The sequence below is a fragment of the Microbacterium sp. ProA8 genome (assembly GCF_039905635.1).
Taxonomy (GTDB): Bacteria; Actinomycetota; Actinomycetes; order Actinomycetales; family Microbacteriaceae; genus Microbacterium; species Microbacterium chionoecetis.
Genome location: NZ_CP157000.1, coordinates 4,210,278 through 4,226,747, shown reverse-complemented (window position 1 = coordinate 4,226,747; position 16,470 = coordinate 4,210,278). Strand labels below are relative to the sequence as shown.

18 protein-coding genes and 1 tRNA gene are annotated in these 16,470 nt (G+C 72.0%); 4 read left to right on the top strand and 15 right to left on the bottom strand.

Annotated features, from left to right (window positions below; all coding sequences use genetic code 11):
* Positions 1–2: 2 nt before the first annotated feature.
* Positions 3–73, bottom strand: a tRNA-Gly gene (locus tag ABG085_RS18885).
* Between the two features lie 81 nt (positions 74–154).
* On the bottom strand, positions 155–1,375 hold the full coding sequence (locus tag ABG085_RS18880; RefSeq protein ID WP_347977288.1) for a nucleotide disphospho-sugar-binding domain-containing protein: 1,221 nt from the start codon (positions 1,373–1,375) through the stop codon (positions 155–157).
* Positions 1,376–1,501: 126 nt separating this feature from the next.
* Here ABG085_RS18880 and ABG085_RS18875 point away from each other — a divergent pair, with 126 nt between their 5' ends.
* Both ABG085_RS18875 and dcd read left to right on the top strand, forming a co-directional pair.
* Positions 1,502–2,128, top strand: coding sequence for a DUF1349 domain-containing protein (locus tag ABG085_RS18875; RefSeq protein ID WP_347977287.1), 627 nt, complete (start codon positions 1,502–1,504; stop codon positions 2,126–2,128).
* A gap of 103 nt (positions 2,129–2,231) precedes the next feature.
* Positions 2,232–2,840, top strand: a complete 609-nt coding sequence (dcd, locus tag ABG085_RS18870; RefSeq protein WP_347977286.1) for a dCTP deaminase — start codon at positions 2,232–2,234, stop codon at positions 2,838–2,840.
* A gap of 55 nt (positions 2,841–2,895) precedes the next feature.
* On the opposite strand, the gene ABG085_RS18865 is transcribed toward dcd, so the two are convergent.
* Complete coding sequence (locus ABG085_RS18865) at positions 2,896–3,825, bottom strand: hypothetical protein (protein ID WP_347977285.1); 930 nt, start codon at positions 3,823–3,825, stop codon at positions 2,896–2,898.
* A 288-nt stretch (positions 3,826–4,113) separates the two neighbouring features.
* Here ABG085_RS18865 and ABG085_RS18860 point away from each other — a divergent pair, with 288 nt between their 5' ends.
* Positions 4,114–4,755 (top strand): helix-turn-helix transcriptional regulator, encoded by a 642-nt coding sequence (locus ABG085_RS18860; protein WP_347977284.1) that lies wholly within the window; start codon positions 4,114–4,116, stop codon positions 4,753–4,755.
* Between the two features lie 87 nt (positions 4,756–4,842).
* On the opposite strand, the gene ABG085_RS18855 is transcribed toward ABG085_RS18860, so the two are convergent.
* Both ABG085_RS18855 and ABG085_RS18850 read right to left on the bottom strand, forming a co-directional pair.
* Positions 4,843–5,853, bottom strand: coding sequence for a HAMP domain-containing sensor histidine kinase (locus tag ABG085_RS18855; protein WP_347977283.1), 1,011 nt, complete (start codon positions 5,851–5,853; stop codon positions 4,843–4,845).
* Positions 5,850–6,554 (bottom strand): response regulator transcription factor, encoded by a 705-nt coding sequence (locus tag ABG085_RS18850; protein WP_347977282.1) that lies wholly within the window; start codon positions 6,552–6,554, stop codon positions 5,850–5,852. The genes ABG085_RS18855 and ABG085_RS18850 overlap by 4 nt, the downstream gene beginning before the upstream one ends.
* 171 nt (positions 6,555–6,725) lie before the next feature.
* Between ABG085_RS18850 and ABG085_RS18845 the strand changes: the two genes are divergently transcribed.
* Complete coding sequence (locus ABG085_RS18845; protein ID WP_347977281.1) at positions 6,726–7,199, top strand: hypothetical protein; 474 nt, start codon at positions 6,726–6,728, stop codon at positions 7,197–7,199.
* 54 nt (positions 7,200–7,253) lie between these two features.
* Here the strand turns inward: ABG085_RS18845 and ABG085_RS18840 are convergent, their stop codons facing one another.
* From ABG085_RS18840 to cysD, 10 genes are all read right to left on the bottom strand, one after another.
* Positions 7,254–7,448, bottom strand: a complete 195-nt coding sequence (locus ABG085_RS18840) for a DUF2795 domain-containing protein (protein WP_347977280.1) — start codon at positions 7,446–7,448, stop codon at positions 7,254–7,256.
* 111 nt (positions 7,449–7,559) lie between these two features.
* Positions 7,560–8,525, bottom strand: a complete 966-nt coding sequence (locus ABG085_RS18835) for an NAD(P)/FAD-dependent oxidoreductase (RefSeq protein WP_347977279.1) — start codon at positions 8,523–8,525, stop codon at positions 7,560–7,562.
* Positions 8,518–8,847, bottom strand: a complete 330-nt coding sequence (gene fdxA / locus ABG085_RS18830; RefSeq protein ID WP_347977278.1) for a ferredoxin — start codon at positions 8,845–8,847, stop codon at positions 8,518–8,520. Before fdxA ends, ABG085_RS18835 begins: the two co-directional genes overlap by 8 nt.
* Positions 8,844–10,256 carry an FAD-dependent oxidoreductase gene (locus tag ABG085_RS18825; RefSeq protein WP_347977277.1) on the bottom strand — a complete coding sequence of 471 codons (1,413 nt, stop codon included), beginning with the start codon at positions 10,254–10,256 and terminating at the stop codon, positions 8,844–8,846. Before ABG085_RS18825 ends, fdxA begins: the two co-directional genes overlap by 4 nt.
* Complete coding sequence (cobA, locus tag ABG085_RS18820; protein ID WP_347977276.1) at positions 10,253–11,080, bottom strand: uroporphyrinogen-III C-methyltransferase; 828 nt, start codon at positions 11,078–11,080, stop codon at positions 10,253–10,255. Before cobA ends, ABG085_RS18825 begins: the two co-directional genes overlap by 4 nt.
* Complete coding sequence (locus ABG085_RS18815) at positions 11,077–12,081, bottom strand: ABC transporter permease (RefSeq protein ID WP_347977275.1); 1,005 nt, start codon at positions 12,079–12,081, stop codon at positions 11,077–11,079. The genes cobA and ABG085_RS18815 overlap by 4 nt, the downstream gene beginning before the upstream one ends.
* Positions 12,071–12,946: an ABC transporter ATP-binding protein gene (locus ABG085_RS18810; protein ID WP_347977274.1), complete on the bottom strand. Its 876-nt coding sequence runs from the start codon at positions 12,944–12,946 to the stop codon at positions 12,071–12,073. Before ABG085_RS18810 ends, ABG085_RS18815 begins: the two co-directional genes overlap by 11 nt.
* A 1-nt stretch (position 12,947) precedes the next feature.
* Entirely contained in the window at positions 12,948–14,018 is a 1,071-nt protein-coding gene (locus tag ABG085_RS18805; protein ID WP_347977273.1) for an ABC transporter substrate-binding protein, read from the bottom strand.
* A gap of 70 nt (positions 14,019–14,088) precedes the next feature.
* Complete coding sequence (locus ABG085_RS18800; protein ID WP_347977272.1) at positions 14,089–15,480, bottom strand: GTP-binding protein; 1,392 nt, start codon at positions 15,478–15,480, stop codon at positions 14,089–14,091.
* Positions 15,481–16,410, bottom strand: coding sequence for a sulfate adenylyltransferase subunit CysD (cysD, locus tag ABG085_RS18795; RefSeq protein ID WP_347977271.1), 930 nt, complete (start codon positions 16,408–16,410; stop codon positions 15,481–15,483).
* Positions 16,411–16,470: the final 60 nt, after the last annotated feature.

Below are 16,470 nucleotides of genomic sequence, written 5' to 3'. Positions count from 1 at the left end.
AGAGGGGATGACGGGAATCGAACCCGCGCTATCAGCTTGGGAAGCTGAAGTTCTGCCATTGAACTACATCCCCGTGCAGCCTTTCGGCGCGTGGCAAGGATAACAGAGCGGATGCCGTGAGCACGAAGTCGCGGCATCCGTCACCGTCTTCGCGTCAGAGCGACGCCTCGATGATCCGCGCGCTGGCGGCGGCTCCGTCCGCGTCGGCGTAGGCGCGCCGGACGTCCTGCGCGACCCCGCGGATGCCGGGGTCGGACAGCACGCGGCGCACGGCGTCGAGGAACTCCGGCGACCCGACGCGCCGAGGCGTCACGGCGATGGCGTGTCCGCGCTTCTCGCACATGCGCACGTGCCAGGTCTGCTCGGGCTGCAGCCCCATTCCGACGAACGGGATGCCGGTGGCGCACGCCGTCTGGACGGTTCCCTGCCCGCCGTGCAGCACGGCGGCGTCGACCAGTCCGCCCAGCCGGTGTGCCGGAAGCAGGTCGGTGACGTGGACGTTCGGCGGGAGGACGTCGTCGGGCTCGAGGTAATGCGCGATCGGGGCGACGACGTTCACCGGCAGTTCGCCGAGCGCGCGGGCGGCCGCCACGGCCAGCTTGCGGTTCGCCGACGAGCCGAGTCCCAGATAGACCAGCGGTTCGGGGGCCGCCGCGAGCTGCTCGACGATCTCGGGCATCGGGGCGTCGATGTGGGCGAAGATCGGGCCGACCCGCTCGAACCCGTCGGGAAGGGTGAAGCCCTCGAGCTCCCAGGGCATCTCGGTGAGGAGATTGCGGTCGGCGGTGATGAGGGACGCCACCGTCCGCAGCGGCGGCACGCCGTTGGCGGTGGCGACCTTCCCGAAGGCCCGCGGCGCGAGCGGTGCCTTCGTGTAGATCCACCGGAAGGCCGCCGTGGCCAGCCGATCCGCGAACCGGGACAGCCGGCCGCGCCCGCCGACGAGGAACAGGTGGCGCGCCTGCCGCACCTGCGGCTCGGTCAAGGCGAACGGCACCGGATAGAAGAGCGGCACGTGCTCTGCGCGGGCCGAGATGTACGACGTGAGGTTCGATCCCGTCACCACGGCGGTGGCGTCGAGCTCGCGGATGAGGCGCCGCTCGACGTCCACCCGCGCGCCGACGAACGCCTGCGTCAGCGGGGTCTTCAGCGTCTTGCCCTGGTCGAACGCGATCAGCTGCTCCCGCTCGCGCGACGTGAGCACCGGCTCGCACGCCCGGTACTCGAACCCCGCATCACGGATGAGCCCGACGTAATCATCCTCGTAGCCCATGAAGACGATGTGGTGTGCGGGATCCATCGCGCGTGCGACCTGGATCATCCGCGTCGTCTCGGCCAGGTTGAACGTCACCGGACAGAACAGCACGGTGGCCATGGCACCCCTCCATCAGCGGCCCGGTCGGCACTGGCATGGCCGGGCTGCGGCATCCGTCATCGTCGTCTCGAGCGTAGGGCCCGCCGCTTGCGGTCCGCGAGGATGCCGTGCGGATAGGCTGGCGGCGTGCTGACCGACGACCGCTCCGTGTTCCGCATGCCGGCAGGGCTGCCCGATCTCGAGTGGGCGGTGGGCAGCGGAACGGCGGCGCTGCAGCCCGACGGGCGGCTGGAGCTGTCGGCCGCTCCAGGCACCGACTGGACCAACGACGCCCTCGGCGGCCCGCAGCAGCACGCCGCGGCGCTGCTGGGGTTCGAGGCGCCCGACCGCTTCGCGCTGTCGGCGCGCGCCGGCGTCGCCACGACGCCGCGCACGACCTTCGATGCCGCAGCGCTCGCCGTCTGGGGCGATCGCGACCACTGGGCGAAGCTCTGCTTCGAGTACTCGCCGCAGGGCGAGGCCATGGTGGTCTCTGTCGTGACCGACGTGTGGTCCGACGACTGCAACTCCGTGGTCGTCGCCGATCCCTTCGTGCACCTGCGCGTGTCGCGGGTGGGCGATCAGGTCTGGGCGTTCCACTCCTCGACGGACGGACGGCGCTGGGACTTCGTGCGGCTGTTCCGGCTCGACTGGGACGGCCCGGTGCAGGTCGGCTTCCTCGCGCAGGCGCCTCTCGGCGACGCGTGCGTCGCCACGTTCGGCGAGATCGTCTTCTCGCCCGACCCGCCGGCAGACCTGCGCGACGGCAGCTGAACGGTCGTCCGAGCCGCTCGTCAGAACCCGGCTTGCGGTTCCCCCGAGCGGCCATCAGGACATCGGATGCCGGCACCCCGGGCGGCCCCGATAGGCTGGCCCCGTGCTGCTCAGTGACCGCGACATCCGGCTCGAGATCGACGCGGGGCGCATCGGGCTCGACCCGTGGGAACCCGGAATGGTGCAGCCGTCGAGCGTGGACGTGCGCCTCGACCGCTCGTTCCGGCTCTTCGACAACCACAAGTACCCGTTCATCGATCCCGCCGAGGATCAGCCCGAGCTCACGCGCCTCATCTCCGTCGATCCCGGCGAGCCGTTCATCCTGCACCCCGGCGAGTTCGCGCTGGGCTCGACCTTCGAGCGCATCTCGCTGCCCGACGACATCGCCGCCCGGCTCGAAGGCAAGTCGTCGCTCGGACGGCTGGGCTTGCTGACGCACTCCACCGCGGGGTTCATCGACCCCGGCTTCACCGGCCACGTCACGCTCGAGCTCTCGAACGTCGCGACCCTCCCGATCAAGCTGTGGCCGGGCATGAAGATCGGGCAGGTCTGCTACTTCCGCCTCACCTCGCCCGCCGAGAACCCCTACGGCTCGGGCACGTACGGCAACCGGTATCAGGGACAGCGGGGGCCCACGGCATCCCGTTCGTTCCAGAACTTCCACCGCACCGACGTGGGAGACACCGTCCCCGTCCCCACGGCCGACGTGTAGGTCGAGACCTCCGGGCACGCCGCGCCAACTGGGGGAGGTCGCGGGTGGCTGAACCTCAGGGAGTCGGCTCCACGAGGCTCGGCTCGCGTGCGTAGACCTGGACGCTCGAGCCCTCGAGCACGAACTGCAGTGCGGTGCCTCTCGGGTAGCGATCGCGCAGCTCGTCGGGTGATGCGGGGCCGACTTCCAGGGAGGCTGTCGGCGGGAACGCGTCGGCCGCGCAGGTTCCCGCGCCGAAGCCGTCCGGCGGGGTCAGGATGTACAGGCAGCTCTGCGGGCTTCCCGGCTGCGCCGGCTGGCGGAACGTGAGCACGGTGAGGCCATGGAAGTCATCGAACACGGCGGCATCGGCGGGCCGCGCGCCGAAGAACTGCTCCGGCCACTCGGCGTCCGCATCCTCGTTCAGAGTTGCGACCCTGCCCTCGCCCGCCGCCTGCACCGCCAAGGTCAGCCCCACGCCGACGAGCACTCCGGCGACGACCGAGGCGACCCAGAGCAGGGGCGTGCGTCGACGCCACCACGGCGACCGCGGCGCGGTGTTCTGCTCGGCGAGAACGCCGTCTTCGGCGGGCGAGGGGTCGCCGGGGGCGCCCGGCGGGATCGTGGCCGCGACCGAGGACTCGCCGCCATCTGCGGCCGTGGCACGGGAGCCCAGCGACTGCCCGGCCTCGACGGCCCGGCTCGAACCCTGCGCACCGTCCACCGGCGTGATCCCGCTGCGCAGGGCTGCGGCATCCGTCGTCCTGTCACCGTCGGGCAGCCGCCCCGACCCGTCCCCGCCGATGCCGCCTGGTGCGATGCCGCCGACGGCGGCCGGCGCGGCGCTCTCCGCCGGCGTGCTCGTCGTCGCGGAGGACGCCTGGGCCTCGAGCTCACGGAGCCGCGCCAGGGCATCGGGGTCGTCCTGGATATCGGCATGGCGCCCGTAGGCGCGCTCCCGCAGGGCGCGCAGCTCGTCGAGCGGCGGTTCGGTCGGCGTTGACATCGAAGCCATCCTCCCTCACCGCGGCACCGGGCGGCCGCTGTGCGTGCCGCCGGCGGATCGTGTCGGGCACCCGCGCGAGGAGTGTGCGGCGGGCGATCCCCAGATCGCCCGCCGCGAGGCAGCCGGCGCCCCCGCGCCGTGCCGCCTTTCGGCGACAGTCCCTCGTCCCCACTCGGGAAGCTGTGCCCGTACTTACTGCACTTCGCAGTATAGAGTCGTCAGGGCTGCGGCGGGATACCCTTTACGTTCCGCACGAAGAACCGCACCGGCGCGAGGAAGGAGCACACTGTGGCTGACCGCGAACTCTCGACCACGGGTTACCTCATCCTCGGGCTGCTCGCCGACCACGACTGGTCGGCCTATCAGCTCGCCGAACAGCTGGGACGAGGCGTGGCGGAGCTGTGGCCCTCGGCCGACCGTGGTCGCTACGCCCTGCTCAACCGCCTCAGCGACGACGGTCTCGTGCAGACGCGACAGGAGCACACCGGCAAGCGGGCCCGCACGATCTACTCGATCACCCCGGCCGGTCGCGAAGCGCTCGCCGCGTGGCTGAGCACACCGGTGCGTCCGCCGACGCTGGAGTTCGAGGGCATGGTGCGGGTGCTGCTCGCGGATCAGGGGTCGCTCGACGACCTGCGCGGCACCCTCGCGCGGACGAAGGAGCAGGCGCTCGCCAACCGCGAGATGTTCGCCCGCTACGCGACGTACATCAGTGGCACCGGTGGCACCTTCCCCGAGCGTCGCCACCTCTTCGCGCTGGCGAACACCTTCATGATCGGCCACTACGAGCACGTCATCGCCTGGGCCGACTGGGCGGAGGCGCAGCTCTCGTCCTGGCCCGACACGGTGAGCCCCGCCACGACGCACGGCGATCAGGTGCGCGAGATGCTGGCCGCCGGTCGCCAGGCGCTGCAGCACGACGAAACCTGACCTCCTGGGCTCAGCGCAGCGGGGTCATCGCTCCGGCGCTCCGGCACGCGTCCCGGATGCCGGACGCGAACGTGGCGGACGCCCCGCTCACGGGTCGGAGCGCAGCGGCAGCTGCAGCTCGAACACGCATCCCGCCGCGGCATTGCGGACGGTGGCGGAGCCGCGATGCGCGTCGGCGACGCCGCGCACGATCGCGAGGCCGAGACCCGCGCCGGCGTCAGCGGGCCGGGCCGCGGTACCCCGCCATCCGGTCTCGAAGACGTGTGGCAGGTCGTCGGGTGAGATGCCCCCGCAGGCGTCGGCGACCGAGATCCGAAACCCGCCGTCGCGCAGTTCGACGGTCGTCTCGACGGTGGAGCCGAGGGGCGAATGACGGATGCCGTTGGCCACCAGATTCGCCACGGCCCGGCGCAGCTCGGGAGCGGCCACGCTCGCGCGCACGCCGGTCTCGGCGCGTCCCGACAGCGTGACGCCGCCGGCATCGGCGAGGGGGCGCAATGAGGCCACGGTGTCGGACACGAGGTCGCCGACGTCGACGTCGGTGCGCTCCAGCGTGACCGACGGCGCCTGCAGTCGCGAGAGCGTGAGGAGGTCGTCCACCATGTCGCTCATCCGCTGCGCGTTCCGCTGGATCGTGACGGCGGCCGCGGCGGTGTCGGGCAGCACCCCGTCGTGGATGCCCTCGGCCGTCGCACGGATGCCGGCGAGCGGCGTGCGCAGGTCGTGAGAGATCCAGGCGACGAGGTCGCGTCGCTGCCCTTCGACCCGGCGCTCGGTCTCGGCGGCCGCGGCGGCCCGCTCGGCGGCTCGTGCGGCGGACTGGATGCGCGCGGCGATCACGATGCCCGCGGCGAGGGCGGCGGGCACGCTGGCGAGCAGCACCAGCAGCAGTCCGGTCATGTCACCGGCGGTCAGCAGCATCGACGCTGCGCCGACGACGACCCCCACCGCGATCGAGAGCACGACCACCAGCGGGGCGACGATGGCTGCGGCTGCCACTCGTACACGGGCGAGCGCCAGCACGAGCGCCGCACCCACGATGCCGGTCGCCGCCGCGGCGCCGGCCGAGAAGAGCAGGGCGTCCGTCGAGACGCTCACGGCGCGGCATCCCATCGATACCCGACGCCGAACACGGTCACGAGCCGGCGCGGCGCAGCCGGGTCGTGCTCGATCTTGTCGCGCAGGCGGCTGACGTGCACGGTCACGGTCGACGGGTCGCCGAAGTCCCAGCCCCACACGTCCCGCATCAGGTCGTCGCGGCGCAGGGCGTCGCCCGGGTGGGCGACCAGCCACGAGAGCAGGTCGAACTCACGCACGGTGAGTGAGAGCTCGCTGCCGGCCAGGTGCACGCGGCGTGCTCGCCGGTCGACCACGAGATCTCCGTCGATCGCAACGTCGGGCAGCTCCGCCGGCGCCCCTGGTTCTGCGGTGAGTGCGGCGCTGCGCCGCAGCACCGACTGCACCCGCAGCACCAGCTCGCGGGGGCTGAAGGGCTTGGTCACGTAGTCGTCGGCCCCGACCTCGAGTCCGCGGATGCGGTCGTCCTCTTCGCCCCGCGCGGTCAGCATCACGATCGGCAGCTCCGGCGACCGCTGCCGGAGCCGCCGGCAGACCTCGAGGCCGTCGATGCCGGGCAGCATGAGGTCGAGCACGACGATGTCGGGACGATCCGCGACGACCGCCTGGAGCGCGTCGATCCCGTCCGCTGCCCGACGCACCGTGAGGCCGGCGCTGCGAAGGTACGCGGCGACGACGTCGCCGACGTCCTCGTCGTCGTCGACGACCAGCACCGTGCTCACGTCGTCAGGATAGGTCTCCCATGGAGCCGCTGCACCGGTCCTGGCGTCTTCGCGGCGGCGCGAAAGGACTTCGTAAGGACTCGGTGAGGATGCCGTCATGGAGTGCGGCGGCCACCGCGCGTTGACTGAGACCCGATCCGGCCGCACGGCCGGGAGGGGAGGTGGAATCCGATGATTCGCAGGAAGTTCTCCCGTGGCCGGCTGGCCGCGGTCGTCGTCGGGGTGGCGCTCGGCGGGGCGTCGCTGACGACGGGTGGTGCCGCGTTCGCGGCGGGATCGGGCGGCGTCACCGACGACGGCGTCATCTACGTCGACCACGTGCTATGGCGCACGGTGGTGACGCCGAACGACCTGTCGCACACCCGCGCTCCGGCGCAGACGTGGGACGTGATCTACAGCTTCGGCGCCCTGCAGGCGAGCGTCGCCGAGGTGGCACCGGGTGACCCCGGCTACAACGGCGGCCGGTGGCAGGTGCACGCCGTGTCGGCACCCCACGGGTACGACGCCGCGCTGGCGTCGGGCGACATCGACGGCGACGGAGTGCTGGATGCCGCCGACGAGGTGTGGGCCGCCCTCAGCGCCGGCGACCTCGTCGACGACGGTGTCGTCAAGCAGTTCGTCTGCACGCTGAACCGGGTGCCCTAGCGTCCGCGGCGAGCCGATGCCGGCGCATCGCCCGACGCGGTGCGCCGGCCCGGCTCAGTCCCGCGTGACGGCCTGACTCACGTCGGTGGGGTCGTCGAACGAGTCGGCGCCGGCCTCCTCGAGCATCGAGACCAGCTCGTCGGGCGCGCCGTTCTCGCGGGCGGTGGCCACGAGGTCCTCGCGGCTGGCAGGGTAGTCGACGCCGCCGAGGTACTTCTGCAGCTCGATGAAGTCGAGGTTGTCGCTCATGATGATGACCTCCGCATCGGTGTGGATGCGGCGACGCTACGCGCGGCCGGCCGTCTCCCGCCTCGGGGTTGACACCGTGTGCGCGGCGGGTGACACTCCGCCGTTCGCGTCCTAGTGGGCGGTGCGCACCCCGACGAGGTCGTGCACGAGCACGGCGGCGGCCCGCGCACCCTGACCCGCGGCGACGATGAGCTGCTGCGGACCCGGGGACGCGGCATCCCCGGCGGCATACAGCCCCGCGACCGACGTGCGCCCGGAGCGGTCGGTGACCAGGTTGCCGAACTCGTCGCGCTCGAGCTCGATGCCGCTGACGAAATCGAGCGCCGGGTGCCACTGCGGCCGCACGAACCCGCCGTCGATCTCGACGCGCGTGCCGTCGACGAGGCGCACGGCCGACACCGCGCCGCGGTCGCCTTCGAGGTCGGCGATCGCGCGCCGCTCGACGACGATCCCGGATGCCGCGAGCTCGGCCTCTTCGACCGTGTCCACGGCATCCGACCCGTTCGTGAAGACGGTGAGGCGGTCGGTCCAGCGCGCGATCAGCCGCGCGCGGGCGGCCAGGTCGGGAGTCTCGCCGATCAGCGCGAGGGGGCGATCCTGCAGCTCCCACGCGTCGCAGGCCGCGCAGCTGAAGATCGTCATGCCGTAGTAGGCGCGCAGGCTCGCGATGTCGGGCAGCGTCTCGCGCAGTCCGGTCGCCACGAGCACGGAGCGCGCCGCTACGGCGGGCGGGATGCCGGCGCCGCGGCCCTGCAGCGCGGCGATGAACCGCAGCCCGCCTTCGCCCTCGTTCTCGAGCAGCGCCGTGACGACGGTGCGATCGAGCACGCGCACGTTCGGGTACGCGGCGAGCTCGGCGCGGGCGAGCTTGCGCAGCTCGAGCGGCGGGACGCCGTCGCGGGTGAGGAAACCATGCGAGCGCAGCGTCGCGGCGTTGCGTGGCCGTCCCGCGTCCACCACCACGACCGAGGCGCGCGCGCGGCCGAGGTTGAGCGCCGCCGACAGCCCGGCGGGACCGCCGCCGATGATGACGACGTCGACCTCGGTGGTCTCCGCCGTCGGAAGGGAATCAGTCATGGCCGTCTCCTTGGGGAGGAAGCGCCGCGATGACCGGATGGTCCTTCGCGATGACGCCGGTCTTGGCGGCGCCGCCGGGGGAGCCGATGTCGTCGAAGAACTCGACGTTGGCCTTGTAGTAGTCCTGCCACTCGTCGGGCAGGTCGTCTTCGTAGTAGATCGCCTCGACCGGGCAGACCGGCTCGCAGGCGCCGCAGTCGACGCACTCGTCGGGGTGGATGTACAGCGATCGGTCGCCCTCGTAGATGCAGTCCACCGGGCACTCGTCGATGCAGGCGCGGTCCTTCACATCGACGCACGGCAGGGCGATCACATACGTCACCGGACGAGCGCTCCCCGGGAGATCCCGACCTGCTCGTCGCGCGGGACGACCTTGACGCGCTCGCGCGTGTGGAGGTGGTTGGCGCCGAGGTCGCGCTCGTGCGCGTCGAGGGCCAGCCAGCCGTCCCAGGTCGTGTACGCGACCTCGCGCTCGTCGAGCACGTCGAGCACGTCGCCGTCGACGGCGGGGGCCGAGAGGCGCCCGGCCTCGACGTCCGCCACGAGGTGCGCGATGGTCTCCATCGCGTCGGACTTGGTGTGGCCGATGAGGCCGACAGGGCCGCGCTTGATCCAGCCGGTGGCGTACAGGCCCGGGATCGCCGGGGCTTCAGCGTCGTCCGTGCGCGCGGCGTCCTTCACCCGGCCCTCGACGTTCGAGACCACGCCGGCCCGCTCGTCGAACGGGGCGCCGACCACCGGCGTGCCGTAGTAGCCGACGGCGCGGTAGACCTGCTGCACCGCGATCTCGCGGAACTCGCCGGTGCCGCGCACCCGGCCGTCGCCGATCGGCTCGGTGCGCTCGAAGCGGATGCCCTCGACCTTGCCGTCGCCGAGCACCTCGACGGGCGAGTGGTAGAAGTGCAGGTGCAGGCGGCGGCCGGCGCCGGTCGCCTCGCGCGTGCGCCAGCTGTTCAGGACGCGCAGCATGACCTTGAGCTGATTGTTCGCCGCGTTCGCCGGGTCGGCGTCGACGAAGTCCTCGTCGTGCACGACGATGTCGACGTTCGGCACCTCGCCGAGCTCACGCAGCTCGATGGGCGTGAACTTGATGTCGGCGGGGCCGCGACGGCCGAAGACGTGCACATCGGTGACGGCGGATGCCTCGAGACCGGCCAGCACGTTGTCGGCGATCTCGGTGGAGCGCAGGTCGACCGCGTGCTTCGCGAGCACGCGCGCGACGTCGAGGGCGACGTTGCCGTTGCCGATGACGGCGACCTCGGGCTGGTCGAGCGTCCACTCGGTGGGCACGTCCGGGTGCCCGTCGAACCACGCCACGAAGTCGGCGGCGCCGTACGAGCCCGGCAGGTCGATGCCCGGGATGTCGAGCGCGGCGTCGCGGATGGCGCCGGTCGCGATGATCACGGCGTCGTAGCGCTCCTGCAGCTCGTCGAGCGCGATGTCGCGTCCGACCTCGACGTTGCCGATGAACCGCGTGGTGCCGGCATCCAGCATCTCGTGCAGCGAATTGACGATGCCCTTGATGCGGGGGTGGTCGGGCGCGACGCCGTAGCGGATCAGTCCGTACGGCGCGGGAAGCGACTCGAACAGGTCGATCGACACGGATCCGCCGGCCTCGGCGACCGAGTTGGTGAGGATGTTGCCGGCGTAGATGCCGGCGGGACCGGCGCCGACGATCGCGACGCGGAGGTTCCCAAGATCAGAGGTGGGCACAGTGCTCGAAGCGGTCACTGGGTGGGGGCCTTTCGGGAGGCGCCGGGGACGGCGAGGGGGTCGTAGTGGGTGAGTTCGAGGGTCGCGAGCTCGGCGGGGGCGTACGGGCTCAGCCGCACGACGTCGCCGACGACCACGACGGCGGGCGAGCGGATGCCGCGGGCCGCGGCCTGATGCGCGATGGTCGAGAGCGTCCCCACCGTCACCCGCTGGCGCGGCCCGAAGCCGTCCTCCACGACGGCGACCGGGCAGTCCGCCCCGCGCTCGCCGCGGGCGAGGATGATCGCGGAGTTCGCGAGCGTGGCGATCCCCATGAGCAGCACGACGGTGTGGTCGCGGCCGCCGCTGAGGGACGCGATCTGGTCGTGCGCGGTGGCGACAGTGAAGGCGGTGGCGACACCGCGGTGGGTGAGCGGGATGCCGGCGATCGCCGGCACCGAGATGGCGCTGGTGATCCCCGGCACGACCTCGACGACCACGCCCGCCTCCTGGCACGCGTGGAGCTCTTCCCCGCCGCGGCCGAAGACGTAGGGGTCGCCGCCCTTGAGCCGGACGACCGTCTTGCCGTCGTGGGCGAGCTGCACGAGCAGGGCGTTGATCGCATCCTGCGGCACGGCGTGGTGCCCCGGCAGCTTGCCGACGTCCACGACCTCGGCGCGAAGCGTCACGCCGTCGGCGGCGAGTCCGTCGAGCACGGCGCGCGCGCCCAGCCGGTCGGCGACGATGACGTCGGCCGCCTCGAGGGCGCGCAGGCCCCTGATGGTGAGGAGCCCGGCGTCACCCGGACCGGCGCCGACGAGCCAGACCTTGCCCACGGCGTCCTGTGCGTGTCGAAGTGTCATCGCCCGCCTCCCGTGAGGAGCAGGCCCCGGCGCTTCAGCATCCGTCGCTCGAGAGGCCCGAAGAAGACGAGCTCGATGAGGATGCCGATCGCGAGGATGACGATGATGGTGCCGAGCACGCCGGCGAGGTCGGCGAGCTCCCGGCTCTGGTCGAGCATCGAGCCCAGCCCGAAGCCGATGGTGCCGCCGGTCGCGATGATCTCCGCCGCCATGAGCGAGCGCCAGGAGAAGGCCCAGCCCTGCTTGAGCCCGGCGAGGTACCCCGGGAGCGCGGCGGGAAGGATGACGGCGGTCGCCAGCTGCCACCGTGAGGCGCCCAGCACGGTGCCCACCCGGCGCAGCTGCGGCGGCACCTGCTCGATGCCGGCGATCAGGCCGTTGACGATCGAGGGGATCGCGCCCATGAGGATGACGAAGTAGACCGTGGCATCCGACAGGCCGAACCAGATGATGGCGGCGGGCACCCATGCGACCGAGGGCAGCACCTGCAGGCCCGAGATGATGGGGCCCACGGCACGGCGGATGGGCCGGACCTCGGCGAGCAGCAGGCCGATGGGCGTGCCGACGACGATCGCGATGAGGAAGCCGACGATGCCGCGCTCGAGGCTCGTCGAGACGGCCTCCTGGAGGCGACCCGACTCCCAGGCCGCACCGAGCGCGTTCCACACGTCGACGGGGCCCGGCATGATGTCGGGCCGGGGCTGCGCGATGACCACGTACAGCTGCCACGCGACGAGCAGGATGATGACGAAGAGGATGGGCGGCACGACGCTCGTCGCGAAACGGCGCCATGGGCTGGGGCCGCGATCGGCGTCGGTCTGGAGGTTGTCGAGCCCGGCGGCCAGGCTGCGCAGGTCGTTCGCTTCGGTCGTCGAGCGAGCTTGCGAGTCGAAACGCGCCGGCGAAACGTCGTTCGTCGACTGGGGGCGTTTCGTCCCGCTCGAGGTCCCTGAGCCTGTCGAAGGGCGCTCGCTCAACGACCGGACAGTGTCACGCGGCATTGCGGCGGATCTCCTTCCGCAGCTGGTCGGTGATCTCCACCGACAGAGCGGCGACCTCGGGCGACTCGATGCGGCGTCCCGTGGTCTTCGCGATGGTCCACTCCTGCACGATGCGGCCGGGGCGGCTTCCCATGAGCACGACGCGCTGGCCGAGCCGCGCCGCCTCGCGCACGTTGTGCGTGACGAAGACGATCGTGCGGCCGGTCGCGCGCCACACGCGCTCGAGCTCTTCGTGCAGCAGGTCCCGCGTGATGGCGTCGAGCGCGGCGAAGGGCTCGTCCATCAGGAGCACGGGGCGGTCCTGGGCCAGGGCGCGCGCGAGCGCCACGCGCTGGCGCATGCCGCCCGAGAGCTCGTGCGGGCGCTTCTCGGCGGCATCCGCGAGGTTCACGGCATCCAGCAGCGTCAGCGCCTTCTCACGGCGCTCGCCGCGGGGTACGCCGCGCAGGCGCAGGGCCAGCTCGACGTTGCGCCGCGCCGTGAGCCACGGCATGAGCGCCGACTCCTGGAACATGACGGCTGCGCCCTCGGCCGGGGTCTCGATGCGCCCGGCGGTGGGCTTGTCGAGGTCGGCGATGAGGTTGAGGAGCGTCGACTTGCCGCAGCCCGACGCGCCGAGGAGGCACACGAACTCGCCCGGGGCGATGTCGAGCGACACGTCGTCGAGCACGACGGGTCCGGCGCCGAAGCGCTTGGAGACGCCCTCGATCCGCACCGCGGGTGCGGGCGGCGGTGCCGCGACCGGCACCGGGGTGACGCTGTCGAAGCTGGGGCCGAGCGGGCTGCGGGACGCGGCCTGCGCGGGCGCGCCCGCCTCCGGGGTCGCCTGCGCGGCCCCGGAGGCGGATGCGGGAGCGGTGCTCATGTCAGTCCTCGCCCAGCCCTGACGCCGACACGGGGTCTGCACCGTCGGCCTCGAGCTGCTTGTTGAGCAGGCGCAGATCGAAGAGCCCCTCGATCGAGCCCTCCTTCTGGGTGCCCGCCTCGATGCCGTTCTCGACGAGCGTCTGGAACGTGTCGGCGTGCGGGTCGACCGAGAAGACGACGTGCTCGAGCGCCCGCTCGATCACGGCGTCGTCGAGCGGCTTGCCCGTCTCCGCCTCGATCGCGCCGTTGATGACGCCCGATGCCTCGTCGGCATTGTCGGCGATCCACTGCACGGCGGCGGCGTGGCCCTTCAGCAGGTCGGCGACCACGTCGGGGTGCTGCTCGAGGAACTCCTTGCGCACCAGCAGCACGGTCGTCGGGAACTCGCCGTCCTCCCAGAGGTCGGCCTCGTCCTGCAGAACGTGCGCGCCGGCATCCAGGATCAGGCGCGAGACCCACGGCTCGGGCAGCCAGGCGCCGTCGAGCTCGCCCTGCTGGAAGAGCGTGAGGGTCTGCGCGTTCTCGGTCGGGGTGACCTGCACGTCGCCGCCGCCGGAGGTGTCGGTCTCGAAGCCCTCGTCGGCCAGCCACTTCCGCAGCGCGACGTCCTGCGTGTTGCCCAGCTGCGGCGACGCGAGCGTGGTGCCCGCGAGGTCGTCCGGCGAATCGATGCCCTCCCGCACGACGAGCGCCGCGCCGCCGGTGGCGGCTCCCGCGACGATGCGCGCGGATTCGCCACCCGACTGGATGAACGTGTTGATCGACGGGTTCGGTCCGATGTAGGTCGCGTCGATGGCGCCGGCCGAGAGCGCCTCGATCGCGGCGGGACCGGCGTTGAACACCTGGGTGGTCACGTCGACGTCGCCGAGGGCGTCCTCGAAGAGCCCCTCTTCCAGCCCGACGAGCGCGGGCGCGTGGGTGACGTTGGCGAAGTAGCCCAGGCGCAGCTCGTCGACCGGTGCGGCGGATTCGCCGCTGCCGGAGTCCGCCGCGGCGGAGGCGCAGCCGGCCATCATGACTGCCACGAGTCCCAGGGTTGTGAGTGTGGTCGCGGTGCGGATTGTGTTCACGGTGTCGCCTCCTTCAGTTCGGGTGGTACTCAGTCGGGGTGGTGTGCGCGGCGTTCAGACTTCGACAGGCTCAGTCGCGCACGATGCCGGCGGCGAGTGTCGCGCCGTCGGACGGATGGATCACGAGGAACGAGCCCCCGTGGCGGCTGGTGCGGTACGGCTCGAGTGGCAGGTCGGCCGCCACACGCAGCCGCACACGGCCGATGTCGTTGGTCTCGAGGGTCTGCGCCGGCTCGTGTGTCAGCGCGTCGAGGTCGTAGCGCGACTCGATCTGCGCGACGATGGCCTGCACCGTCGCGGTGCCGTGCTTGACGAGCACACGGATGCCGGGGGTCAGCGCCCGCGCATCGAGCTGGAAGAGCTCGGCCTCGAACTCCCGCCGGGCCGCCGGCAGCGAGCCGGCGGCGACGACGAGCGCGCCGCGCGCGGTGTCGATGTCGTCCTCGAGCTCGAGCGACACCGACTGGGGGGCGGTGGCCTGATCGACCTCTGCTCCGGCCGAGCGGATGCCGGTGACCGTGGTCGTGCGGCCGGCCGGAAAGATCTCGACCCGGTCGCCGACGCGCACGACCCCGCTCGAGATGCGGCCCGCGACCGCGCGGTAGTCGCGCAGCCGCTCCGCCTCGTCGGCCTCGATGCCCGGCGCGAGACCGCCCTGCGGGCGCAGCACGAGCTGCACGGGAAGCCGCAGCGGCTCGAGCTCCTGCTCGAGCGCTTCGGCCGCCGGAAGCGTCTCGAGCAGCTCGAGCAGTGCGGGGCCGTCGTACCAGGGGGTGCGCTCCGATCGGTCCACGATGTTGTCGCCCTCGAGCGCCGACACCGGGAGCACGTGCAGATCGTCGATGCCGAGTTCGGCCGCGACGGCACGGGCCTGGGCGGCGACGTCGGCGAAGGCATCCGCCGAGAAGCCGGTCAGGTCGATCTTGTTCACCGCGACGATCACGTGCGGCACGCGCAGCAGCGCCACGACCGCGAGGTGCCGCTTGGTCTGCTCGAGCACGCCCTTGCGGCCGTCGACGAGCACGATCACGGCGTCGGCGGTGGTCGCGCCGGTGACCATGTTGCGCGTGTACTGCACGTGGCCCGGGCAGTCCGCGAGGATGAACGACCGCGTACCGGTCGAGAAGTAGCGGTAGGCGACGTCGATCGTGATGCCCTGCTCGCGCTCGGCGCGCAGGCCGTCGGTCAGGAGGGCGAAGTCGAAGTCGCCGTGCGCGAACCCGCGGTCGGCGGAGGTGCGGGCGACCTGCTCGAGCTGGTCGGCGAGGATCGCCTTCGAGTCGTGCAGCAGCCGGCCGACGAGCGTCGACTTGCCGTCGTCGACCGAGCCCGCGGTCGCGAACCGGAACAGCGTCGGCTCGCGCGTCTCGTCTCGTCGCTGCGCTCCTCGCTCGACGACCGGAGGGTTTTCGGTCGTTGAGCGAGCGAAGCGAGACGAAACGCTCTGAGTATCGAGAGACATTTAGAAGTACCCGTCCTTCTTGCGGTCCTCCATGGCCGCCTCGCTGAGGCGGTCGTCGGCGCGGGTCGCGCCGCGCTCGGTGAGGGTGGAGACGGCGACCTCGGCGACGATCGCGGCGAGGTCCGCGGCATCCGATTCCACCGCTCCGGTGCAGCTCATGTCGCCGACGGTGCGGTAGCGCACCGTGCGGCGCTCGACGGTCTCGTTCTCGCGCGGCGGCGAGAATTCGCCGACGGGGCGCCACATGCCGTCGCGGGCGTAGACGTCGCGCTCGTGCGCGAAGTACAGCGGCGGCAGCGCGACGCCCTCGCGCTCGATGTAGCGCCAGACGTCCAGCTCGGTCCAGTTCGAGATCGGGAACGCCCGCACGTGCTGGCCCGGCGTGTGGCGGCCGTTGTAAAGACTCCACAGCTCCGGGCGCTGATTGCGCGGATCCCACTGACCGAACTCGTCGCGCAGCGAGATGATGCGCTCCTTGGCCCGGGCCTTGTCCTCGTCGCGGCGGGCGCCGCCGAACACGGCGTCGTGGCGGCCGGCGGCGATGGCGTCGAGGAGCGGCACCGTCTGCAGCGGGTTGCGGGTGCCGTCGGCGCGCTCCTGCAGGCGGCCGTCGTCGATGTAGTCCTGCACGCGGGCGACCTCCAGGCGGATGCCGAGCCGCGCCACGGTCTCGTCGCGGAAGGCCAGCACCTCGGGGAAGTTGTGCCCGGTGTCGACGTGCAGCACGGGGAACGGCACGCGGCCGGGCGCGAAGGCCTTGGTGGCGAGGTGCAGCACGACGACCGAGTCCTTGCCGCCGGAGAAGAGCAGCACGGGCCGCTCGAACTCGGCGACGACCTCGCGGATGACGTGGATCGCCTCGGCCTCGAGCAGGTCGAGGGTGCTGAGTCCGTCGGCGCGTTTCGTCTCGCTCGTTCCTCGCTCGCTCAACGACCGGTGGCTTTCGGTCGTTGAGCGAGCGAAGCGAGACGAAACGCCCTGAGCTGTATC